Source organism: Polyangium jinanense (assembly GCF_028435365.1).
This window is the reverse complement of the sequence record NZ_JAGTJJ010000027.1, coordinates 124,965-146,512: the sequence shown is the minus strand read 5'-3', so window position 1 is coordinate 146,512 and position 21,548 is coordinate 124,965. Positions and strand designations below refer to the sequence as shown.

The following is a 21,548-nucleotide window of genomic DNA, read 5'->3' as shown; positions in this document are numbered from 1 at the left end:
CGTACGTCGCGCGCCGCCCGGGGATCTCCGCCCATGCAGCTTTGGACCGCGATCGCACTCGCCCTCGGTGTCGTCCTCGTCGGAGCCGCCGGTTTCCAGCTCGCGCGGCCGAAAGCCCTGCCTTCGGGCGGCAAAGGAGAACGCAAAGGGGAAGGGGGCAAGGCGGACGACGCGCCCGAAGTCCCCGCGAGTACACGTGCGAGCAAGCCCGCGCCGGAGCGAACGAGCAAGCCCGCGCCGGAGCGTTCGAGCAAGCCCGCGCCCGAGCGTTCGAGCAGGCCCGCGCCCGAGCGTACGTCGTCGGACAGACTCCTGCCGAAGATCGCCGAGCCGAACGAGGACGAGGACGACAGCGAGCTCACGGTCATCACGTTGAGCCCGAAAATGCCGCGCCTCTCGGACCTCTCGAACGACGACGAGCGCGAGGTCGAGGAGCACCCGGACGCGCCGGCGAAGGCCATCGTCGTGGACGACGACGCGGCCGCGGACGAACCGACGCGCGCCTCGCCGTTCATCCTCGTGAGCGCCGCGGGGCAGACGGACAAGGGGCAGAAGCGCAAGAACAACGAGGACAGTTACGTCGTCGTCGACGAGCACGGCCTGTTCGTGGTGGCCGACGGCATGGGCGGGTATGCGGGCGGCGAGATCGCGAGCGCACTCACGGTCGAGGTGATCGAGAAGGCGTTCAAGACGCAGAAATTCGAGGGCCCGGCCTACGAGAACGTGCCGCGCCGGGGCCAGGAGCTCGCGCGCAGCATCCAGATGGCGAACAAGGCCGTTTTCGAGAAGGCCGCCGGGGACCCGATGCTGAAGGGCATGGGCACGACGGTGGTGGCCGCGCGCTTCTCACTGAACAAGCAACGCCTCTACCTTGGGCACGTGGGTGACAGCCGCTGCTATCGGCTGCGTGAGGGGAAACTCGAGCAGATCACCACGGATCACACGATGGCCGCGCTCGGCTTCACCGGCCCCGCTTTTGCACATCGCCTGAACCGCGCGGTGGGCACGCAGCCGTCCGTGGAGATCGATCTCATCATCGGGCGCCCGCGCCCCGACGATGCCTACCTGCTCTGCTCGGATGGGCTTTCGAAGATGGTGCCCGACGAGGAACTGCGGCAGATCCTGGTCGAAACCAAGCATCCGCAAGAGGCCATCGACAAGCTGATCGCCCGCGCCAACGAGAAGGGCGGGCACGACAACATCACGGCGATCCTGGTCTGCGTGAAGTCGCCGGCGGAGTACATTCGATCCCTGCGTGAAGCGCCGACAGCTGAACAAGCGAGCTGAGACGATCGTCGGCCGTTTTGCACTCGCCGCGTTGGGCGCGCTCTCCATCGGGGCGATGTCGTTCGTGGTCCTCCGCGATTTCAGCGCGCCTGCGATCACGGCCGCGGCGCATCTCCCCGCGCTCCCCTCGGCCCGGCCCCCGGAGCCGCCCAACGCCGCGCCGGAGGCGGCTCGGGAGCCGCAAGAGCGAGCGGATCGCAATATCTCGCGCGAAGGCTACACGCTCGTCTCCGCGGGCGCGCTTTTCGTCCCGTCGTCGTTCGCGTCGGCCGATGGCACGTTCGATCTGCTGATTCATTTCCACGGCAACGCCGAGCTCGTCGCGGAGAGCGTGGCCGCGGCGGGGCTCTCCGCGCTCGTGCTCGTGGTGAACGTCGGCGTGGGCTCGGGCGCGTACGACACGCGGTATGCGGCGCCCGCGATGCTCGATTTCGATGTGGCGCGGGTCGTCGAGACGGCGGCCGCGCGTGGGCTCCGCGGGGCGCGACTCGGGCGGCTCGCGCTCGCGGCGTGGAGCGCCGGCTACGGGGCGATCGGGCGTATCCTCGCGCGGGACGAGGCGTTTTCGCGGGTGTCGGCGGTGCTGCTTTGCGACGCGCTCCACTCGAACTTCGTGGACAAGGGCAGCCGCGAGGTCGACATGGAGCGTATCGCGCCGTTCGTGCGTTTCGCCGAGAAAGCCGCAGCCGGCGAGAAGCTTTTCGTGATGACGCACTCGGAGATCGGCGAGTTCCGTTATGCGACCACGACCGAGACCTCGGACGCGATCCTCCGCGTGATCGGCATCGAACGATCCCGCACGATCGGCTGGCCCGATCGCCCGAGTTTTCCCCTGGGGCGCGCCGTCATGTCGACCGAGCGCTGGCTCGAGCAACGCAGCGAGGCGCGGCGCGGCGAACTGCGTATCGCGGGGTATCGCGGGTTCAAGGAGGACGACCACATCGCGCACCTCGCGCAGATGTCGTCGACGGTGCTCCCTTCGCTCGTCGAGTATTGGAAGCGCCGGTAGGGAGCCGCTGCGCCGGGGTTTCACCCCGGACCCGACCAGGGGCTATCCGCCCCTGGACCTGGACCAGCGCAAGCGCTGGACCCGGGGTCGCTGAACTGCGCGATGCGCAGTTCAGCGAACAGGCCGAGGCAAGACCAGCGACGACCTTGCCAATCAAGACAGCGGCGCTGACGCTTCAAGCGGCAACGCCGTCCCACCGGCTCGTGGAAGAACCGCGCATCGCGCGGTTCTTCCAACCCGAGTCCAGGGCTTGCCCTGGTTCGGGTCGAGGGGCGAACAGCCCCCGCGGGGCCCGGGGCAGAGCCCCGGCGCGGCGGCCCCATGTTGAGGGTTTACCCCTCGTCCCGCAGCGCCGCCTCTGCCGCATTCCTGCCGCAGGCGCCGTGCACGCCGGCGCCCGGGTGCGTGTACGAGGAGCCGAGGTAGAGCGCGCGGATCGGCGTTCGATAACGGAAGTACGGGAACACGGGGCGGAAGAAGAGCTGGTGCTGGATCTGCGCCGAGCCGCCGCCGAGATCGCCGCCGAGGAGGTTTTCGTCCATCGCTTCGAGGTCCGGCGGCGTGACGATCACGCGCGCGAGAACGCGCTTCTTGAAGCCCGGCGCGAGCTCCTCGATGCGCGTCTCGATTCGATCGGCGAACGATTGTTTAACCGCCTCCCAGCCGCCGGGCACCGTGGGAGGAACGCGCGAGTAGGCCCAAAGCGTGTGTTTGCCGGCGGGCGCGCGTGTCGGATCCGCGAGCGTTTGCTGGCCGATGACGAGGTACGGATCCTCGGGCAGCTCGCCGCGGCGCACCTCGGCCGTGAAGCGCGCGAGATCGTCGAGGCTGTCGCCCGTGTGCACGACGGCCGAGCGCGCCGCGTCCTCGCACGACCAGGGCACCGGGCCCGAGAGCGCCCAGTCCATCTTGAACGTGCCGAAGCCGTGCTTGAAGTTTCGCATCGACTCCGCGAGCGGCGTCGGCACGAGGTCCGGATCGAGCAATCGCAGGTACAGCGCGGGCGCCGACGTGTCGGCGATGATCGCGCGATCGGCCTCGATCTCCTCGCCTTGCTCGGTCACGACGGCCGCGGCGCGGCCCTCGCGCACCACGATACGTTTGACGCGCGCGCCCGTCCTCACCACGCCGCCGAGCTGTTCGAGCCGCTTGATCAACGCCCGCGTGATCGAGATCGCGCCGCCCTCGGGAATCGCGAAGCCGCCGCTCGACGCGAGCATGGCCAGCATGAAGCCCACGATCGCCCCGAAGGGATCGTCCGGCCCGACGTCGGTGTGCAGCGCGAGCGCTGGAATGATGCGGCGCGCGGGTTCGGTCCGGAACGTCCTCTCCGCGTAGCCGCGCCCGCTCGACGCGGCCACGGCCGCGAGCCGGAGCAGGTTTGCCGGGCCGAAGCGGAGCATCTGCCCCGCGGCGGGCAGCGTGGAGAGCAGCGCATCGAGCAGCCCGTCCCGCGTCTGCGCGTGCCAGCGCGCGAGCTTCTCCCAGGCGGGTCCGTCCTCGCCGAGGCTCTGCTTGCTCGCGTCGAGGTCGCGCCCGATGGCGGCGCACGTGCCGTCCTTGGCGGGGTGGGCGCTGTCGAGGGGCGCGTGGCGCCAGACGAGGCCGGCGTCGTGCAGGTCGAGGGGGAGCAGGGCGGGGCTCGTGGGGCCGAAGGGGAAGAAGGCGGCGCCCACGTCGTGGAGGAAGCCGGGCAGGGTGCTCTCCTCGGTCCAGACGGCGCCACCGGGCCGGCGCTGGGCCTCCAGCACGAGCACGGACCACCCGGCCTGGGCGAGGTAGTTGGCGGCCACGAGCCCGTTCGGACCTGCGCCGATCACGATCGCGTCGGGGGTGATCATGGAGTTTTGTGTAGCACGGTGAGAAGCGCCGGTGTTCGTCCGGTCGTGTTCCCGTAGCGGCCGGGGCGCCACAACGCGTACCCTCGGCGAACGATGAACCAAGGCCCTGGTGCGTCCTCCACGTCCCTTCCGATCGAGCGAGGCGAGCCTTCTGCCCTCGTCGAGGACGCAAGGACGCGTCGCGGACGGTGGACCGCGTGGGTGCTCACGTGGGTCTCGTACGCGACGTATTACTTGGGGCGCAAAGGGATCAGCGTCGCGAAGGCGCCGATCATGGAGAGCCTCGGCAAGGACGTGCTCCGCAACGTCGAGACGGCGTACCTCGCGGCGTACATGGTCGGGCAGTACGTGAACGGCATGCTCGGCGATCGCGTCGGCGCACGGAGGCTCGTGGGCGTCGGCATGCTCGTCTCGGCGGGCGCGTGCCTCGCGTTCGGGGCGTCGAGCGTGGGGATCGCGTTTCTCGTCGCGTTCCTGGTGAACGGCTTCGCGCAATCGTCGGGCTGGCCGGGCAACGCGAAGGCGATGGCCGAGTGGACCACGCCCGAGAATCGCGGCCGCGTGATGGGCGTGTGGGCGACGTGTTATCAGGCCGGCGGCATCATCGCGACGTGGTTCGCCACGTTCATGCTGAGCCTCTACGGCTGGCGCGCGTGCTTCTGGGGCCCGGCGGTCGGGGTCGCGCTCGTCGGCGTGCTCGTGCTCCTGTTTCTGAAGCCGGGCCCGAGGGCGGTGGCGGTCGTGCCCGGGCGCGACGTGACGACGATCGTCGATTTCGGCAAGATGGATGAAGCCTCGATCCGAGCGCTCCAGCGGGAGGAGCGGAACCGCGTGCTCCGGAGCCCCACGGTGTGGTTTTACGGCGCCTCGTACTTCGGGATGAAGCTCATCCGGTACAGCATCCTGTTCTGGCTGCCGTTTTACCTCACGACGGCGCTGCATTATTCGAAGACGGGCGCCGGGTACATGTCCATTTCGTTCGAGGTCGGCGGCGTGCTCGGCACGATCACCATGGGGGCGATGTCCGATCGATATCGTCATATCTCGCGCTCGGTCTTCGCCGCGGCGTGGCTCGTGCTCCTCGCCGGCGCGATTTTCCTCTACGCGCAGCTCGGCGCCACGGGCACCGTCGCCAATTTCGTGATGATGGCGCTCGTCGGCGCGCTCCTCTTCGGGCCGGATTCGCTCATCAGCGGCGCCGCGGCGCAGGACGCGGGTGGGGCGTACGCGGCCGCCACCGCATTGGGCGTGGTGAATGGCGTCGGCTCGATCGGGGCGATTCTTCAGGAGTACGTCACGCGGGGCGTGAGCGAGCGCTACGGGTGGGACAAACTGTTTTACGTCTTCGTCGCCCTGGCGGTGTTCTCGGCGGTCTGCCTGATCCCGACGTTCCGTCCGCGGAAGGCGTGAGTCACTCGCATTCCTTGTACGACTCGCCGAGCGAGCACCAGGCGGCCTCGCAGGAGGCTTGATCGCCGCCCTGCTCGAGCTTCTTCGCGGCCACGCAGCTCTGCGAGCTCGCGCAAGCGCCGCTCTCGCCGCACGTGTTCGTCACGAGATCCGCGCAGGTGAAATCGCTCGGGCAGGACCTTTGCCCCTCGTCGGAGCAGCCCGCCGCCGCCAGACACGCGAGCACGAGCGCGCCAAAGAGCCCCCGAAAAACGCGCCCGCTCATGGCGTCTCCACGACGAGGCCGAGGTTTTGCCCGAGCTTCTGGAGCAGCGTGATCTCCCGCTTCAGGTTCTCGTCGGACAGGGCCGCGTCGGCGCTCGTGAGCCGCGCGATCGCTCCTTCGAGCCGCGCGGCCGCGTCCTCGGCGTCGAGGCTCCCCGTGTGGTAATCGCCGCAGAGCCGCTTCAGCACGAGGTATTCGTTCGTCACGGCGAGCGTCCGCGCGATGTGCGGGGTCGGCAAGAGCGCGTCCGTCGGCCCCGGCAGCGTCTGGAAGGGCAAGCGCATCGAGAGCGTGTCCTTTTCGAGAACGCCCTCGGGCGTCTCGTATTCGATCGTCACCGAGCCCGCCTCGATCGCCTCGCCGGAGACGAGCGGCTCGAGGTTCGACCCATCGAGCCGGAGCACGATCCCTCCTTTGCGTTTGCTCAGGAACACCGTGCTCACGTCGAAGAGCTTGCCGCTGCCGTGCTCGCCGATCTGCGGCACGCCGTAGACGTCGGAGACCTCGGTCCCCTCGGCCGCCGCCGTGGAGACCTTGAGATCATACGCAATGGGCGTCACCAGGAAATCGAGCTCCTCCTCGAAGATCGGTTTCACGTCCTCGGCGCCCACGAATCGATAGTTTCCGCCGCGCAGGTGGGCGATCTGGTCGACGAACGAGGCGTCGAAGTCCGAGCCGAAGCCAAAGAACGTAAAACCGATGTCGAGGGCCGAGGCCGCAGTGACCATCGACTGGAAGCTCGCGGCGTCGGTCGCGCCGACGTTCGGCATCGCGTCGGTGAACACCATCAGCCGCGAGAGCGTGTCGCGCTGCACGTGCTCGTCGATCACGGCATACCCGAGCATCATGCCCTCCTCCATCGAGGTCGAGCCGCCGGTCGTGATCTCGTCGACCGCGGCGTGCAGCGATTCCTTGTCGGAGACGGGCGTCGATTCCTGGATCGTGTTCGCGCTCGAAGCGAACTCCACGATGGCCACGCGATCATCGGGCCGGAGGTGGTCGACGAGCGCGTGCAGCGCGTCCCGCACGTGCGGGAGGTTGCCCTCCATCGAGCCGCTCGTGTCGATCACGATGCCGAGGTTCAAGGGCTTGCGGACGAATTCATCCTCGCGGATGTTCGATTGCATGCCGAGCTGGACGAAGATGTCGCGCGCGTCGTCGTCGAGGCCCACGTCGAGCCCCGCCGCCGTGTCGATGCAAAGGGGTTTTGCGCAGAGCGTGGGGGCCGCGAGGGCGAGGTCGTGCTCGGAGTAGAGGCCCTCCGGGGTGAAATCGTCGAGCGTGGGGACGCCGCCCGATTCGATGATGCTGCGCGCGAGCCCGATGTCCTGGGCGCCGCCGGGCGTGGCCCCGAGAAAATCGCCCCCAGCCGAATACCCGCCACCGCACCCCGCAGGCGCGGCAAGGGCGAGCACGAAGGCGAGGGGACGAAACGAGGGACGGAGCTTTCCCGCAAACGATGTTCGTCGATGCATGTCGATTCCAATCCAAGGCAAGGGTTTTCTCGACGCAGGGGCATCCCACCCCGGCGTCGAGACCCTCGATGAAATCGCGCGTTCCGGGCGGCGTCAAGGGGGCCTCCGCCGTCAACTGGGAAAGGTAGGCCGCCTCCGTTACCATGAGCCCTTGGAGGTCTTCATGGTGTCCTTGTCTTCTCGTCTCGGTCCCACGCTTTGCGCGCTCGGCGCGGCCGCCGTCCTCATGGCCCCCGGCGAGGCGCGCGCGGACGACGACATTCACTGGTTCTCGCCCGGGCTCATGCTCTCGCTGAGCTTCGGCGACAAGATCAACTTCGGCCTCGGCCTCGACGCCCGGTATTCGCTTCTCTTCGTCGGGGATACCGGCTGCTTCTCCGGCCCCCGTGGTGCTATCGGCGCATTCGCGCAGGCGTCCTGGCTCAACTTCTCGTCCGCGGGTCGGTTCGCCGCGGGCATTCATGGCGGCGTTGGCCTCCGGGAGACTCCGTTCGGCGCGAACGCCGAGGTCGGCTGGACATATCGCACGGCGCTCTCGGACCAGCACCCGGGCGGTCACGGGATCCACGTGGGCCTCGGAGGCATCGGCGCCGAGATCGTCGACCTGGCCTTCCGCGGCACGATTCCCTGGCCGGGCGACGAGAGGAAACCCGAGTTCACGGTCGCCTTGGGCGCCCATTTCCCGCCCATGTACGGAGAACCGGGCATGTGTATCGTCGGGCGGCCTTTGCGCATGAACGGCCGATACGTGTTGCCGGGCATCGCCGGGAAACCGCGCCGCGGGAGCGCGCGCCGGGCAAGGATTGACGAGACCACGCGGGCCGCGCTCGCGCAGGCCTTCCAGGACGACGCGCGCGCGGAGTGCGCCTCGATTCCGGCATTTCTCGCCCTGGCGCGGGATCTCGCAGCGGTGGGTGCGCCGCGGGATCTCGTGGACCGGGCGCTCGTCGCGGCGGCCGACGAGGTGCGGCACACGGAGCTTTGTGCCTCGATTGCAGGGGATCTCGCGTCGATGACGCTCGCGCCGGAGCTCTTGCCGGCGCCGCGGCGCTCGGGGCTCGATCGAAGGCGGGAGCTTTCGCGTCTGTGCGTCGAGTCCTGGGAAGACGGCTGCCTCGGCGAGGGCGCCGCGGCGGAGCGGGCGCGGAGGCAGGCGAGGGGAGCGAAGGATCCGGGCATGGGCGCGGCGCTCGGGGCGATTGCGGAGGACGAGGCGCGGCACGCGGAGCTCGGATGGCGGGTCGTAGAATGGTGCCTGTCCGAGGGCGGGAAGCCGGTGCGGGACTCTTTGGGGGAGGCCGTGGCGGCGTCGCCGGAGGGGCCGGCGCGGGAGGAGGTGCCGGAGGCGGAGCCGGCAGCGTGGCGCGCCCATGGAAGGATCGGGCAGGCCGAGATCGACGCGTCGTGGGAGAAGACGCTGCGTTTGGCGCGGAACACCGCGGAGGGGTTGCTTTGAGCCTGTCCGTGACGTGATTGTCAGGGGTCCGCCGACGGCGGCGCCTCGAATTCAAGCACCCCTGCGGAAGGCATGCGCCGTGCATTCGGGCCCGGCACCACCGGGACAACCCCCCACGGAGGCCTCGATGAATCCTGCGCATGTCTTCCGCCGTTCGCTCGCCCATCGTCTTTTCGCCCTGCTCGCGCTTCCAGCCGCGGGCGCCGTCGTCTCCGGATGCTTCATCGGCACGAGTTGCCCCGACAATGACGAGCCCATCGCCGCCGAGCGATGCTTCACCTGGCCGCCGGAGGACGCAGGCGCAGGCGGCGGCGGCGGTGGGAGCGTCGATCCGCTCGTATGCCCGTCGCGGGACGAAGCGGTGACTCGGCTCAATGATCAGTTCTTTGCGTCTCACACGGTCAAGAGCGACGGGACGCTGAAGAACGGCCAATGCTGCTATGCCACCGAATTCATTCCCTACTGCGAGGGGCGGCCGTACCTCGTCGGCGAAGTGGCCCGCACGGCGCCCGCGATCCGCGGCCGCGGGGATGGCGGGTGGGGCGCGCAGGCCTCGAGCGGACCCGATGTTTCGGCCATCGAGCCCGACCTCCGGGCAGCGCTCGCAGCAGAATGGACGCGCGACGCGCTCTTCGAGCACGCATCGGTGGCCTCATTCGGGCGCTTCGCGCTGGAGCTGCTCGCCGTGGGCGCGCCAGCCGAGCTCGTGGAAGAGGCGCACCGGGCAGCGCTCGATGAAGTGCGGCACGCGCGTCTCTGCTTCGCCCTGGCGAGCGCTTACGCAGGCGAGCCGGTGGCGCCGGGGGCGTTCCCCTTCGGAGGCGCTGCGGAGGTGGTGGCGGATCTCGCGTCGATTGCAGCGCGCACCGCGAAGGAGGGATGCATCAACGAGACGATCGCAGCCGTGATCGCGGCGGAGCAATGCGCGAGGGCCGAGGATCCCGCGGTCGCCGAGGTGCTCGCCGGCATCGCGGCGGACGAGGCGCGGCACGCGGAGCTCGCATGGCGCACGGTGGCGTGGGCGATCCGCGTGGGAGGCGAGCGTGTGCGGGCAGCGGTGGAGGAGGTCTTCGTGGGCCTGGGGCAGGGAGCCGTGCTGGATGCGGGCGGCGCGGAGGATCCGCGGCTCGCAGCGCACGGGCGGCTCGCGGGGGCGGCGCTCTCGGAGGCGACGGCGCGGGCGCTGGAGGAGGTCGTGGGGCCCGCGGCGGGTGTGTTGTTCCAGAGCGTAGCGCCGGGGTTTCACCCCGGACCCGAGCAGGGGCTATCCGCCCCTGCACCCGGACCAGCGCAAGCGCTGGACTCGTGACGATGAACTGCGCGATGCGCAGTTCATCGAACAGGCCGAGGAACGACCCCTGCCAAGCAAGACAGCGGCGCTGTCATTTCAACTGGCAACGTCATTCCTGGTCTTGCCACCGGCCGCTGGAAGAACTGCGCGAAGCGCAGTTCTTCCACAAAAGGTCCAGCGCTTGCGCTGGTCCGGGTCGAGGGGCGGACAGCCCCCGCGGGGTCCGGGGCAGCGCCCCGGCGCGGCGGCCGCCCCGGGGTCACGCCCGCCGCGCGCGGTCGGCTTCGAGGAACGCGCGCGCTTCGGCCTCGGTTTCGACGAATATGAAACGCGTTTTACCCGGACGAAGGACACGCATGGCGTGGTTGAGCATCGTGAGGAGCGTGCGGGTCTGGAACGAGGCGCCGTAGCTGACTACGGCGGCGATTTGGTCGAGGGGCAGGCCCTTGACGAGGGCCTCGCGGGCCTCACGCGTGGGCGCCCCGCCCCCCCGCGCGTCGCGGAGGATGTAGATGCGCCAAGCGGGCGGGAAGGTGGCGAGCGCGTCGAGGAGTTCCTCCACGTGCTCGCGCGTGATGTCCCCGTCGATGCGCGTGTGCAGCACGTCGGGTGGCTCGACCCAGGCGAGGTGCGGACCGATGCTCCGCCGACCGCTCGCGTCGTCGTCCGTGGCGCCCATGCAGGAGCACTGTATCCGGGGTAGGGGAGCGTCGCGACGGGGAGCAGGGTATCGACTGGCAAAGCTGACCGTGGCATGCGCGCGCGTCGGCGGAGCGCTCGTCCGGTGTGACGGGCTGATCTGCGAGGCCGCGAGGGGCGCCCGTCCGTTCGGACGGGTGGATCTTGTGGTGGCGCAGATCACGCGTTCCGTTCGGACGGGTGGAGCGCGGGGTGGCGCAGATCACGCGTTCCGTTTGGACGGGTGGAGCGCGGGGTGGGAGCGGGGCCTCCGTCCGCTTGGACGGGCGGGCCTCGCGGCGGGTCAGCCCTCGGGGGGCGCGGAGGCGTCGTCGTCCTCGTCGTCCTCATCGGCGACGGCCGAGCCCGACTTGTTGAGCTCCGGATACAGGCTGTCGATGAAGTCCTGCGAGAAGTGCGTGCGGAGGCGGCCATCGATTTGATCGAGCGTCTCGCGCAGGTCGAAGATGCCCTTGTTCACGGCGGCGCGGAGGGGCGTTCGTTGCTCCTCGAGCGCGTTGGCGGACTTGTTGAAGGTGCGCAGCAGGTTCGCGGCCTGATCGAGGGTATCGGCGAGCGGCCCCGTGCCCGGGATCTTCGCGGGGAGCGAGCGAAGCGCGCTGGCCGCGCGTTCGGCGTGCTCGACGGTCTTCGCGTGACCGGCGCGGAGGACACGCGAGAGGGAGGTTTTCGCGAGAATGGCGCCGAACCCGCCCGGCAGAATGCTGTCGATGTCCTTGCGATGCGGGCGCATGGCCCCATCGGCCGCGCGCTGGGCCTCGTCGCAAAGAAAATTGGCGACGCGCTGACGCGCGCGAATGTCGAGGTGCGCGTGCTCGACGAAGGCGCGATAGGGAGCGACGGCGCTTTCGAGCCCCTCGACCCGCGGCCCGAGCACCTCGATTTCCGCCGCGAGGGCCTTCTTTTGAACCTCGGAGAGGCGATCGTTGACGTCCAGATGAGCGATCATCGTCCGGAGGATCTCGCTGCTCCAGCGGACATGGCGGGCGCCGGAGGCGGCGCGGCTGAGTTTTCGCATGGGGTGGGAGGTTACGGAAGAAGGGACGGGGAGGGCAAGGGGAAATACGATCGATCGCCGAACTCAAGCATTCACGATCACAGCCGCACTCTTCGCCAGGATCACCACCCGCTCCGCCGGCTTCCCGTCGAACGCGAGCACGTTCCCCCCGTCGCGATACCCGCCCTGGCTCGCGTGCCCCGGCAACCCCGCCCCCGACCTCCACTCCGCTGGCCCGAAGACCTCGATCTCGTCGCCGTCGTTCACCACGATGGATAGCGGCTCGTTCCAGTCCTTCGCCGTCCCGCCGAGCTGCGCGACCACGAATGCGTCGTCGTCCACGAGCGCCGTGCCGGACTCGTCTTCGACCAGGAACACGCCTGCCGCGCTCAGTTCCTCCACGGTCACGGCCGTCACCGCTTCGACCTGCGTCCCGCGCTTCGCCGAGACGAGCCCAACCGTCTGCCGCTTACGGCGCTCCAGGAACGCCGCGACCGGCTGGCCGAGCGGACCCTTTACGGGCTCGAGGACCCGGACCCGACCCCGCACCCGGCACACCCCGCTCGCCGACCCGATCGGGGCCACCGCGGGCGCAGAAGCAATGCGCGCTTGCAGGACGCGGAGGCGCGCGCGAAGGCGCTTGATGCGCGCGCCGATGAAGGATCGATACGCCGCGTAAATCCCACCCCAGACCACGACCTGCACGCCGATCAAGAGCACGACCAGTTCGACGTTACCGGTCCCGTACTGGTGCGACGTGAAGAACGTCAGCACGAACGCGATGATCGCGATCCACCGCGCCCACGGGTCCACGAATGCCGCGAACGTCGGGTGCCCCAGGAACACCGCGGGCGGAGAGAGCGCCGGGACGCCGGCCTTGTCCACGAGCTCGAGCTTGCAGCGGAGGCACTTGTCTCCGCCCAGGCCCGTGTCACCGCATTGCGGACAGGAGAACGGAGGCTGATTGCGCATCGCTCATCCCACGAGCAGAGCGCTCGCCATGTTTCGATTGGAAGCAATCGCCTGCCCGTCGCGCGAGGCCACGAGCAAGCCCACGTCCACGATCTCGGGGAACTTCGCAATGCCCCGCTGGGCCGCGCGCGCGGCCGGAATGCCCTCTTCGAGCCAGTCGTAGACCGTCTTCGACAGGAACCGCCGCACGATCTCCTCGCCCACGCCCGTCGCGGCCACCGCGCCCGCCGGGCCCGCGTAGACGCCGCAGCCCATGAGGGGCGAATCGCCCACGCGGCCCTTCAGCATGTACACCGTCCCGCCCGTCGACGCGGTCGCCGCGAACCTTCCCTGGCTGTCCCGCACGACCGCGCCCACGGTGTCCTGGAAAGGCGCCTCCGCGCCGAAGTTCCACAGCGACTTCCAGTCGATCGAAAGCCACGGCGCCGCGTCCGCCGCATAATCGCCGTCGCCCTGGCCCCGGAGCTCCGCCATCGCCCGCGCATGTTTGGCCTGCGCCTTCTCCGTGAGCGGATCGTAATCGGGGAACCGATGCGCCCGGGCAAACTGCGTCGCACCGTCCCCCACGAGCAGCAAATGCGGCGTCTCCATCACCTTCGCCGCGACGAGGATCGGATTCTTCACGCGCTGAATGCAGGCGACCGCGCCAAACCTCGCGTCGCTCGTCATCACGGACGCGTCCATTTCAATGGTGTTCCCATCGAAACGCAGGTTCGAGCCCGTCCCCGCATTGAAGCGCGGATCGTCCTCCAGGATGACCGTCGCCGCGAGCGCCGCTTCGAGCGCGTCACCGCCGCGCTCCAGCACCGAGCGCGCCGACTCCGCGGCCTTCACGCAGCCGTCCGAATGGACGTGCGGCGAGGCCGCGCCCCCGTGCGTCAGAATGGCGTATTTCACGTTCAGGCCTCGTCCGGCAGGGAAGGCAGGTGCGACGTGCGCTCCTTCCCCCAGTAAATGACCTGCTTCCAGCAGGCCGTGACGTCGTCCGCGAACACCACCACGAGATCGCCCGGCCGCGCCATCGAGAGCGCCGTCTCCACGGCCTCCTTCTCGTCGAGCTTCTTCAGGATGTGCTCCTCGCTCTTGCCCGCCTCCCGCGCGCCTTCCGCGAGGAGCGACGCGATCTCGCCGGGCTTGCGGCCTCTGCGCGCCGCATCCTCCTTCGCGATGACCACGTCGAACGCGCGCGCCGCCTCGCGGCCGACCGCGCGGATGTCGTCGTCGCGCCGATCACCCGCGGCCATGAGCACGCCGATCGAGCGCTCGCGCCGGAGGCCCAGGACGAGCTCGGCCATCTTCGCCATCGCCGCCGCGTTGTGGCCGTAGTCGACGATCACGCGGAACGGGTGCTCGTCGAAGACGTTGCAGCGGCCGGGCGCCTGGAAGAACGAGGTCGTGAACGTGCGCAGGCCCTGGCGGATGTGCTCGAGCGAGACGCCCATCGAGAAGGCGATCGCCGCGGCCGCGAGCGCGTTCTCGACGTTGAACTTCGCCTTGCCCTCGAACGTCGCCGGGACGAGGTGCGTCCACGTGACCGGGACGTGCCTGTCGCCGTCGTAGATCGTGATCATGTCGCCGTTGACGCCCTGCTCGAGCACGACCGCGCGCCCGCCCGCGCGCACGTGCTTGCGGACGGTCTCGTTCGAAGGCGAGCGCGTGAACCACATGATGCGGCCGCCTGCCTTGTCCGCCATCTCGCGCACGAGCTCATCGTCGGCGTTGAGCACGCTCGTGCCGCCGTCCCGCACGACCTCGACCACGAGCCGCTTCACGAACGCGAGATCCTCGACGGTCTCGATGCCCGCGAGGCCGAGGTGATCCGCCGAGACGTTGAGCACCGCGCCGACGTCGCACCGATCCCAGCCGAGCCCTTCACGAAGAATGCCGCCGCGCGCGGTCTCGAGCACCGCGGCTTCGACGGTCGGATCCGTGAGCACGACGCGCGCGCTCCACGGGCCCGTCATGTCGCCCTTCAGGATGCGCTCGCCGTCGATGTAGATGCCGTCCGTCGTGGTGAGGCCCGTGCGCTTGCCGCTCATCTTGAGGATGTGCGCGACCATGCGGCTCGTCGTGGTCTTGCCGTTCGTGCCGGTGATCGCCGCGAGCGGGATGCGCGCCGGCGCGCCGTTCGGGAAGAGCATGTCGAGCACGGGCGCGGCGACGTTGCGCGGCGTGCCCACGGTCGGCGAGACGTGCATGCGGAAGCCGGGCGCGGCGTTGACCTCGACGATGACGCCGCCGTGCTCGCGCACGCTCTTCGAGATGTCGGGGCAGATGAGATCGATGCCCGAGACGTCGAGGCCGACGACCTTCGCCGCGCGCACGCTGACGTCGATGTTGTCCGGGTGGATCACGTCGGTGCGGTCGATCGCGGTGCCGCCCGTGGAGAGGTTGCCCGTCGAGCGGAGCGCGAAGACCTGGCCTGCGGGAAGCACGGTCTCCAGCGTGATGCCGGCCTGGCTCATGAGGCGGTTTGCCTGATCGTCGATCTCGATCCGCGTGAGGACTTTTTCGTGGCCGACGCCGCGGCGCGGGTCGCTGTTCACGACGTCGACGAGCTCTTTGATCGTGCTCTTGCCGTCGCCGACGACATGGCCGGGCACGCGCTCGGAGACGGCGACGACTTCGCCGTTCACCACGAGCACGCGATGATCCTTGCCGGGCTGGTAGGTCTCGACGAGGACGTAGCTCGAGAGGTCGTAGGCCTTGGTGTACGCGTCGCGCACGGCCTCGGGCGTCGTGAGGTTCAGCGCGACGCCGCGGCCGTGCGAGAGGTCCATGGGCTTGACGACGACGGGGTAGCCGATGCGCTCGGCGGCAAGGGCGGCCTCGTCGGCGGAGTAGACGCGCTCCTGGTGCGGCACGGGCAGGCCCGCGCGCTCGAGCAGCGAGTTCGTGAGCTCCTTGTCCTGCGCGATCTCGACGGCGATGTGCCGCGTCTCGCTCGTGACCGTGGCCTGGATGCGCTTCTGATGCGTGCCCCAGCCGAACTGCACGAGGCTGTGCTTGTTGAGGCGCATCGTCGGGATGCCGCGGCGCTTCGCTTCGTCGACGAGGCTACGCGTCGAGGGGCCGAGCGCCATGCGCTCCGCGAGCCGCGCGAGGTCCTCGATCTCGGCGTTCAGGTCGGCGAGCTTCGGGAGGTGATCGGGGAAGTGATCGGGCAGGAGGCCCTGCAAGTAACGCAGCGCGAGCTCACCGGCGCGCCTACCGACCGACTCCTCCTCAAAACTGTAGACGACGTGGTAGACGCCCTCGCGGTACGCCGTGCGCGTCTTGCCGTACGTGACGGGCGTGCCCGCGAGGCACTGGAGCTCGAGCGCGATGTGCTCGGTGATGTGGCCGAACCACGTGCCGTCGTGGAGCCTGCGGATGAAGCCGCCGGGCTCGCCGTAGGAGCAGCCGTGCTCGTGCAGCGTGGGCACGTCGGCGAGCAGCCGATCCACGAAGCCAGGGATCTTGTTGCTCGGGTACTGCTCGAGCTCCTCGAGGTCGAGGGTCAGGCGAATGACGGGGCGGTAGCCGTAGAGGTTGGGGCCGCGGTAGACGCGCGTTTCGAGCAGTTTCACGGTGCCTCTTTGCTGCGGGATGGCCACGAGGGCTGGCGGCCGTCGATGTCGTAGCCGCAGCCCTGCGTGAGGACGTGGACGGACAAACCAAGCAGCGCCGCGGACGAGTTTCGCGGGACCTCGTGGATGTCGGTGTGCTGGATCTTCGAGCCGTCGATGACCGTGACCGTGCCGCGGCCGATGACGTCCATCTTCTTGTCGGCGCGCAGGACGATCGCCGTGTCCTCGTCGATGCCGACGCCGATCAAGAAGGGGTTCATCGCGACGGCGGAGAAGAGGCGGCCGATGCGGTGGCGCTGCGCGAAGTGCTGGTCGATGACGAGCTTGCGCGTGAGCCCGAGTCCCGGCGCGAGCATGACGAGCTCGCGGCGCGGCGCGTAGCCCTTCTTGCCCTGCGCGATCATGTGGTCGCAGAGGACGCTCGCGCCCGCGGAGGTGCCGGCGACGACGCAGCCGCCCCGGTGCGCGCGGCGGATGGTGCGCGCGAGCTCGGTGCCGCCAAGCATCGTCACGATGCGGCCTTGATCGCCGCCCGTGAAGAAGATGCCGGTCATCTCCTGGATGAGCGCGAGGGTGCGTGGATCCTCGCCGTCGGCGCGCGTCTCGATGCGGACGACGTGCACGTCGGCGCCGAGCTCGCGGAAGATCGCCTCGTAGGTCCCCGCGAGCTCGGTGGGGATGCTGGAGGCCGTGGGGAAGACAGCGATCCGTGCTTGCTTCGGGCCGCCCGCGTGACGGACGACTTCACGCAGGACGTTCCGCGCGCCGACTTTGTCCTCCGCACCGCCGATGGCGATGAGGGGTCCGCGCTGGAGATGGCCATCTTTACCGTGCGCGCCGGGCGCGCTCGCTTCGGGCTTGTCGTGGGCCAAGGCGCGCCACGGTTATCACGGTTCCCGTTTTTCGCGGAGGGGTTTGGGGTAAGTTTGCGGGGGGCTCGTGTTCGCTTGTTCGCCCTCTCGCCGGAAAAGTGATAGAGGCGGCCGCGGAGGAACGACTGTGGCCAAGAACGACGCCCCGAAGACTGCCATCAGCCCGACCCGCGCCGAGGACTACGCCGAGTGGTACCAGCAGGTCGTGCGCGCCGCCGATCTCGCCGAGAGCTCGCCCGTGCGCGGCTGCATGGTGATCAAGCCGTGGGGCTACGCGCTCTGGGAGAACATCCAGCGCGAGCTCGACCGGATGTTCAAGGCCACGGGCCACAAGAACGCGTACTTCCCGCTCTTCATCCCGAAGTCCTTCCTCGAGAAAGAGGCGGAGCACGTCGAGGGGTTCGCGAAGGAGTGTGCGATCGTGACGCACCACCGTCTCGTCGCCGGGCCCGAGGGCGGGCTCGTGCCGGATCCCGAGGCGAAGCTCGAAGAGCCGCTCATCGTGCGTCCGACGTCGGAGACGATCATCGGCGCGGCGTTCGCGAGCTGGGTGCAGAGCTACCGAGATCTGCCGCTGCTCATCAACCAGTGGGCGAACGTGGTGCGCTGGGAGCTTCGTACGAGGCTCTTTTTGCGGACGGCGGAGTTCCTCTGGCAAGAGGGGCACACGGCGCACGCGACCGAGGAGGAGGCGCGCGCGGAGACGAGGCAGATGCTCGACGTGTACGCGACGTTCGCCGAGGAGTTCATGGCGATGCCCGTGATCAAGGGGCCGAAGACGGCGAGCGAGCGGTTCCCCGGCGCGGTCGACACGTACGCGATCGAGGCGATGATGCAGGACCGCAAGGCGCTGCAAGCCGGGACGTCGCACTTCCTCGGGCAGAACTTCGCCAAGGCGAGCGGGATCAAGTTCCAGACGGCGAAGGAGACGGAGGAGTACGCGTGGACGACGTCGTGGGGCGTGTCGACGCGGCTCGTCGGCGGCCTCGTGATGACGCACGCGGATGACGACGGGCTGATCCTGCCGCCGCGGCTCGCGCCCGCGCACGTGGTCATCCTGCCCGTGCTGCGCGGCGACGACACGAAGGCGAAGGTGATGGAGTACGTCGACGCGGTCGCGGCGGAGCTCAGGAACACGAGCTACGCAGGTCGGCCGATCGAGGTCGAGGTCGACAAGCGCGACATCCGCGGCGGCGACAAGCAGTGGGAGTGGATCAAGAAGGGCGCGCCGATCCGGATCGAGATCGGTCCGCGCGACGTCGACGGGAACGTGGTGATGGTGGCGCGCCGCGATCGCGGGACGAAGGACAAGGCGACGCTCGGGCGCGCCGAGCTCGTCACGAAGATCCCCGAGATCCTCGCCGACATCCAGAGCGGTCTGCTCGCAAAGGCCAAGCAGAACCGCGCCGCGAACACGAAGCGCATCGACGACATGAAGGACTTCGAAAAGTTCTTCACCGCCAAGAACGAGGACAAGCCCGAGATCCACGGCGGGTTCGCGCTCGCGCACTGGTCGGGCGAGCCCGAGGTCGAGGCGCATCTGAAGGACAAGTTCAAGGTGACGATCCGCTGCATCCCGCTGACGGGGATCGATGGCGTGGCCGACGCGAAGGACCTCCAAGAAGAGGGGCGCTGCATCGTGTCCGGGAAGCCGAGCCGGCAGCGGGTGGTGTTCGCGAAGTCGTACTGAGGTTGTCCGACGCGAGGGCGCCCGCCCCTGGTAGACTCAGGGGCAATGTCTCAACTCGATGACGTCGTGGAGCGTGTCCGGGTCGACGCGGACGCGATCTATGCGTTCGTGCTCTCCCGTCGTGGCGAGCTCGTCACGAAGGGAGGGCCGCGGGAGATCCCCGAGGGAGCGCGAAAGACGCTCTCGTCGGCCGCAGACGTCGTAGCAGGCACGGATCGCGTCGTCCTGGTCCGGCTCGCGCACGGCGAGCTCGTGTCACGAGCAGGCACGCTAGGACTCGACTGTCACGTCGGCGTGGCGGCAAACCGGGCCGTGCTCTGTCTCGTCGTGCGGGGCGGCACGGAGGCGCGGCGTGTGACGAACGCACTCCGGATCGGCCTCCGCGCGATCGAGCCAATGATCAACCGCGCAGCCGAGAAGGTGGCGCACGCGGGCGAGATGGTGCCAGCCGCGTCGAGCCGAAGGTCGCGGCGCGGCCGGGACACGTCACCAGAGATCTCAGTCGAGCCCGCGCGAAGGGTCGGCTCCGAGACGATCGACGCAATCGAGAAGGAGATGGCCGCGTCAGGTCCCCACGTGCCGGTGCCGCACATCCCACGCGAGGTGCTGCGAACGACGCTGCCATACCGGAGCAGCCCGGTGACGCCGCCGCCCGAGCCTGCGTCGGCGAAGGTTCTTCCGCGTAAGAAGAGCTAGAGCCGGGGGCGCCGCGCCGGGGCTCTGCCCCGGACCCCGCGGGGGCTGTTCGCCCCTCGACCCGAACCAGGGCAAGCCCTGGACTCGGGGTGGAAGAACTGCGCTGCGCGCAGTTCTTCCAGCAGGCCGGTGGCAAGACTAGGGACCGCGTTGCCAGTCGACACGTCAGCGCCGCTGTCTTGGTTGGCAGGGGTCGTTCCTCGGCCCGTTCGATGAACTGCGCGTAGCGCAGTTCATCGACCACGAGTCCAGCGCTTGCGCTGGTCCGGGTCCAGGGGCGGATAGCCCCTGGTCGGGTCCGGGGTGAAACCCCGGCGCTACGCTGCCTTCGCTGCTGCGCGCTTCGGCCGGCTCCAGATCCCCATCGCCGCGATCGCTGCGGTTGCGAGGTACCACGGCGCGTCGCCGATGGCTCCGTAGAGCGTCCATGCTCGCATGAAGCGACCTTCGCCGACGATCGTCTCCTCGCGGAATGTGCCGCCGTGTGCGACCACGCGTCCTGTTGCGTCGACGATCGCGCTCACGCCGCTGTTCGTTGCGCGCACGAGGAAGCGCCGGTGCTCGACGGCGCGTAGCTTTGCCAGTGCGAGGTGGATCCACGGCTCGGTCGAGTCGCCGAACCATGCGTCGTTCGTGAGGTTCACGAGCAGATCGGGATCGCCGTGCTTCACGAGCTTCTGCACGAATGAGGGCAGGATGTCCTCGTAGCAGATGAGCGCGCCGATCTTGTGCTCGCCCCAGGGCAGCGAATCGAGCGACGTGCCCGGCGTGAAGTGGCCCGAGTTCGGCGACCACTTGTAGAGCACCGGGAAGATGTCGCCGAACGGCAGGTACTCGCCGAATGCGAGCAGGTACTGCTTGTCGTAGCGACCGAGGATCTTGCCCTCGTCGCCGGCCATGAGTGCCGTGTTGAAGTACGTCATCCGACCGCCTGGCGCGCTCGGTGGCGTGCGCAGCACTGAGCCCACGATCGTCGGCACGCCGAGTTGCTTCGTGAGACTCTTCTGGACCTCGTCCTTGTAGCTCGCCTCGGTCACGGTGCGCGGGGCGGGCACGGCGCCTTCGCTCCACACGACGAGGTCGACCTCCTTCGACTTCGCGAGCTCCTTCGTGCGGTTCACGTAGACCTGGTAGGCGTTCTTCCGATCGAAGAGGCCCATGTTCCCCTGCACGATGCCGATGCGCACCTTCTTCGCTTCGGCCATCGTCTGGCCGATCGTACGAACCCGTAGGAATCCGTAGCCGGCCGCGAGCAGCGGGACCGCGATGCCGATCGCGACGATGCGGTTGTCGGCCTTCTCCTTCCGCCGCCAGGCGAGGATGATCTCGGCGAGGCCGAGGTTCGCGCAGACGAGCACGAGGCCGACGAGGATTGGGCCGCCGAGATCGGCGACCTGCATCAGCACGGGTGCGTTGTGCACCGAGGCGCCGAAGTACCAGGGGAAGAGCAGCGGGAAGACGAGCTCGCTCGCGGCGAAGGCGAGCGCGAAGACGATCGACGCGGGCCATCCGCGCGACTCGGCGCGTCCGTAGAGCCAGCCGGCGAGCGCGATGCGACCGCCCTGGTAGGCGCAGAGGATCGCCATGAAGAGGATGCACAGCGGCACCGGGAAGCCGCTGAAGACCTTCAGCATCTCCAGCAGCCAGTAGAAGCCGGTCATCGTCATCGTGAAGCCGGCCATCCACCCGAGCCCCGCGGCGCGTCGCACGGGCTGACCGCGCAGCGCCACGATCAGCGGCACGAGCGCGACGAGCGAGAGCGGCCAGATGTCGACGCCCGGGAAGCCGAGGAAGTAGAGCAAACCGCTCAGCGTCGCGAGCGCGTATGCCTGCTTCGCCGGCAGCGCGCCCACGGGGTTCCACGCCTTGGCGTCGTCCTTGGCCTTCGCCTTCGCCTTGGACTTCGCCTTCGTGGCCGTGCCTTTGGCTTCGCCTTCCGGCGCGTTCGCCTCGTCGGCCTCGGCGCTCTTCGTGACGTCCTCGGCGCTCGGATCCTGCGTCGCCTCCCCTTCAGACATG

Annotated in this window: 17 protein-coding genes; 7 read left to right on the top strand and 10 right to left on the bottom strand. The window is 69.1% G+C overall.

Annotated features, from left to right (window positions below; translation table 11 throughout):
• The first annotated feature begins 33 nt into the window (after positions 1-33).
• On the top strand, positions 34-1,287 hold the full coding sequence (locus tag KEG57_RS32955; protein ID WP_272424041.1) for a protein phosphatase 2C domain-containing protein: 1,254 nt from the start codon (positions 34-36) through the stop codon (positions 1,285-1,287).
• Positions 1,256-2,296 carry a hypothetical protein gene (locus tag KEG57_RS32950; protein WP_272424044.1) on the top strand — a complete coding sequence of 347 codons (1,041 nt, stop codon included), beginning with the start codon at positions 1,256-1,258 and terminating at the stop codon, positions 2,294-2,296. The genes KEG57_RS32955 and KEG57_RS32950 overlap by 32 nt, the downstream gene beginning before the upstream one ends.
• Before the next feature lie 332 nt (positions 2,297-2,628).
• On the opposite strand, the gene KEG57_RS32945 is transcribed toward KEG57_RS32950, so the two are convergent.
• Positions 2,629-4,137 (bottom strand): phytoene desaturase family protein, encoded by a 1,509-nt coding sequence (locus KEG57_RS32945; protein ID WP_272424046.1) that lies wholly within the window; start codon positions 4,135-4,137, stop codon positions 2,629-2,631.
• 93 nt (positions 4,138-4,230) lie between these two features.
• Between KEG57_RS32945 and KEG57_RS32940 the strand changes: the two genes are divergently transcribed.
• Positions 4,231-5,547: an MFS transporter gene (locus KEG57_RS32940; protein ID WP_272424048.1), complete on the top strand. Its 1,317-nt coding sequence runs from the start codon at positions 4,231-4,233 to the stop codon at positions 5,545-5,547.
• A 1-nt stretch (position 5,548) separates the two neighbouring features.
• Here the strand turns inward: KEG57_RS32940 and KEG57_RS32935 are convergent, their stop codons facing one another.
• Together KEG57_RS32935 and KEG57_RS32930 are read right to left on the bottom strand one after the other, a co-directional pair.
• A complete protein-coding gene (locus KEG57_RS32935) occupies positions 5,549-5,812 on the bottom strand; it encodes a hypothetical protein (protein ID WP_272424049.1) in 264 nt (87 codons plus the stop codon).
• The gene (locus tag KEG57_RS32930) at positions 5,809-7,287 is read right to left on the bottom strand and encodes a vWA domain-containing protein (protein WP_272424050.1); all 1,479 of its coding nucleotides are present in this window, start codon (positions 7,285-7,287) and stop codon (positions 5,809-5,811) included. Before KEG57_RS32930 ends, KEG57_RS32935 begins: the two co-directional genes overlap by 4 nt.
• A gap of 163 nt (positions 7,288-7,450) precedes the next feature.
• Here KEG57_RS32930 and KEG57_RS32925 point away from each other — a divergent pair, with 163 nt between their 5' ends.
• Together KEG57_RS32925 and KEG57_RS32920 are read left to right on the top strand one after the other, a co-directional pair.
• Positions 7,451-8,743, top strand: a complete 1,293-nt coding sequence (locus tag KEG57_RS32925) for a hypothetical protein (RefSeq protein WP_272424051.1) — start codon at positions 7,451-7,453, stop codon at positions 8,741-8,743.
• A 127-nt stretch (positions 8,744-8,870) separates the two neighbouring features.
• Positions 8,871-10,052: a ferritin-like domain-containing protein gene (locus KEG57_RS32920; RefSeq protein ID WP_272424052.1), complete on the top strand. Its 1,182-nt coding sequence runs from the start codon at positions 8,871-8,873 to the stop codon at positions 10,050-10,052.
• A gap of 241 nt (positions 10,053-10,293) precedes the next feature.
• Here the strand turns inward: KEG57_RS32920 and KEG57_RS32915 are convergent, their stop codons facing one another.
• The 6 genes from KEG57_RS32915 to KEG57_RS32890 form a co-directional block, all read right to left on the bottom strand.
• On the bottom strand, positions 10,294-10,713 hold the full coding sequence (locus KEG57_RS32915; protein WP_272424053.1) for a hypothetical protein: 420 nt from the start codon (positions 10,711-10,713) through the stop codon (positions 10,294-10,296).
• 303 nt (positions 10,714-11,016) lie between these two features.
• On the bottom strand, positions 11,017-11,751 hold the full coding sequence (locus KEG57_RS32910; RefSeq protein WP_272424054.1) for a hypothetical protein: 735 nt from the start codon (positions 11,749-11,751) through the stop codon (positions 11,017-11,019).
• Between the two features lie 63 nt (positions 11,752-11,814).
• Positions 11,815-12,702, bottom strand: coding sequence for a hypothetical protein (locus KEG57_RS32905; protein ID WP_272424055.1), 888 nt, complete (start codon positions 12,700-12,702; stop codon positions 11,815-11,817).
• A 3-nt stretch (positions 12,703-12,705) separates the two neighbouring features.
• Complete coding sequence (locus tag KEG57_RS32900; RefSeq protein WP_272424056.1) at positions 12,706-13,599, bottom strand: isoaspartyl peptidase/L-asparaginase; 894 nt, start codon at positions 13,597-13,599, stop codon at positions 12,706-12,708.
• A gap of 2 nt (positions 13,600-13,601) precedes the next feature.
• The gene (gene cphA / locus KEG57_RS32895; protein WP_272424057.1) at positions 13,602-16,271 is read right to left on the bottom strand and encodes a cyanophycin synthetase; all 2,670 of its coding nucleotides are present in this window, start codon (positions 16,269-16,271) and stop codon (positions 13,602-13,604) included.
• Positions 16,268-17,143 carry a cyanophycinase gene (locus KEG57_RS32890; RefSeq protein WP_272424058.1) on the bottom strand — a complete coding sequence of 292 codons (876 nt, stop codon included), beginning with the start codon at positions 17,141-17,143 and terminating at the stop codon, positions 16,268-16,270. Before KEG57_RS32890 ends, cphA begins: the two co-directional genes overlap by 4 nt.
• Before the next feature lie 127 nt (positions 17,144-17,270).
• Here KEG57_RS32890 and proS point away from each other — a divergent pair, with 127 nt between their 5' ends.
• Together proS and KEG57_RS32880 are read left to right on the top strand one after the other, a co-directional pair.
• Entirely contained in the window at positions 17,271-18,833 is a 1,563-nt protein-coding gene (gene proS, locus KEG57_RS32885) for a proline--tRNA ligase (RefSeq protein WP_272424059.1), read from the top strand.
• Between the two features lie 45 nt (positions 18,834-18,878).
• Positions 18,879-19,529: a hypothetical protein gene (locus tag KEG57_RS32880; RefSeq protein ID WP_272424060.1), complete on the top strand. Its 651-nt coding sequence runs from the start codon at positions 18,879-18,881 to the stop codon at positions 19,527-19,529.
• 317 nt (positions 19,530-19,846) lie between these two features.
• On the opposite strand, the gene lnt is transcribed toward KEG57_RS32880, so the two are convergent.
• Positions 19,847-21,547: an apolipoprotein N-acyltransferase gene (gene lnt, locus KEG57_RS32875; protein WP_272424061.1), complete on the bottom strand. Its 1,701-nt coding sequence runs from the start codon at positions 21,545-21,547 to the stop codon at positions 19,847-19,849.
• Between the last annotated feature and the right edge of the window lies 1 nt (position 21,548).

Excerpts from the sequence above, each read along its gene's own strand:
- KEG57_RS32930 (WP_272424050.1), bottom strand. The coding sequence starts at position 7,287 with ATGCATCGACGAACATCGTTTGCGGGAAAGCTCCGTCCCTCGTTTCGT.
- lnt (WP_272424061.1), bottom strand. The coding sequence starts at position 21,547 with ATGTCTGAAGGGGAGGCGACGCAGGATCCGAGCGCCGAGGACGTCACG.
- KEG57_RS32945 (WP_272424046.1), bottom strand. The coding sequence starts at position 4,137 with ATGATCACCCCCGACGCGATCGTGATCGGCGCAGGTCCGAACGGGCTC.
- KEG57_RS32920 (WP_272424052.1), top strand. The coding sequence starts at position 8,871 with ATGAATCCTGCGCATGTCTTCCGCCGTTCGCTCGCCCATCGTCTTTTC.
- KEG57_RS32915 (WP_272424053.1), bottom strand. The coding sequence starts at position 10,713 with ATGGGCGCCACGGACGACGACGCGAGCGGTCGGCGGAGCATCGGTCCG.
- KEG57_RS32905 (WP_272424055.1), bottom strand. The coding sequence starts at position 12,702 with ATGCGCAATCAGCCTCCGTTCTCCTGTCCGCAATGCGGTGACACGGGC.
- KEG57_RS32925 (WP_272424051.1), top strand. The coding sequence starts at position 7,451 with ATGGTGTCCTTGTCTTCTCGTCTCGGTCCCACGCTTTGCGCGCTCGGC.
- KEG57_RS32935 (WP_272424049.1), bottom strand. The coding sequence starts at position 5,812 with ATGAGCGGGCGCGTTTTTCGGGGGCTCTTTGGCGCGCTCGTGCTCGCG.
- KEG57_RS32955 (WP_272424041.1), top strand. The coding sequence starts at position 34 with ATGCAGCTTTGGACCGCGATCGCACTCGCCCTCGGTGTCGTCCTCGTC.
- KEG57_RS32880 (WP_272424060.1), top strand. The coding sequence starts at position 18,879 with ATGTCTCAACTCGATGACGTCGTGGAGCGTGTCCGGGTCGACGCGGAC.
- KEG57_RS32910 (WP_272424054.1), bottom strand. The coding sequence starts at position 11,751 with ATGCGAAAACTCAGCCGCGCCGCCTCCGGCGCCCGCCATGTCCGCTGG.
- KEG57_RS32940 (WP_272424048.1), top strand. The coding sequence starts at position 4,231 with ATGAACCAAGGCCCTGGTGCGTCCTCCACGTCCCTTCCGATCGAGCGA.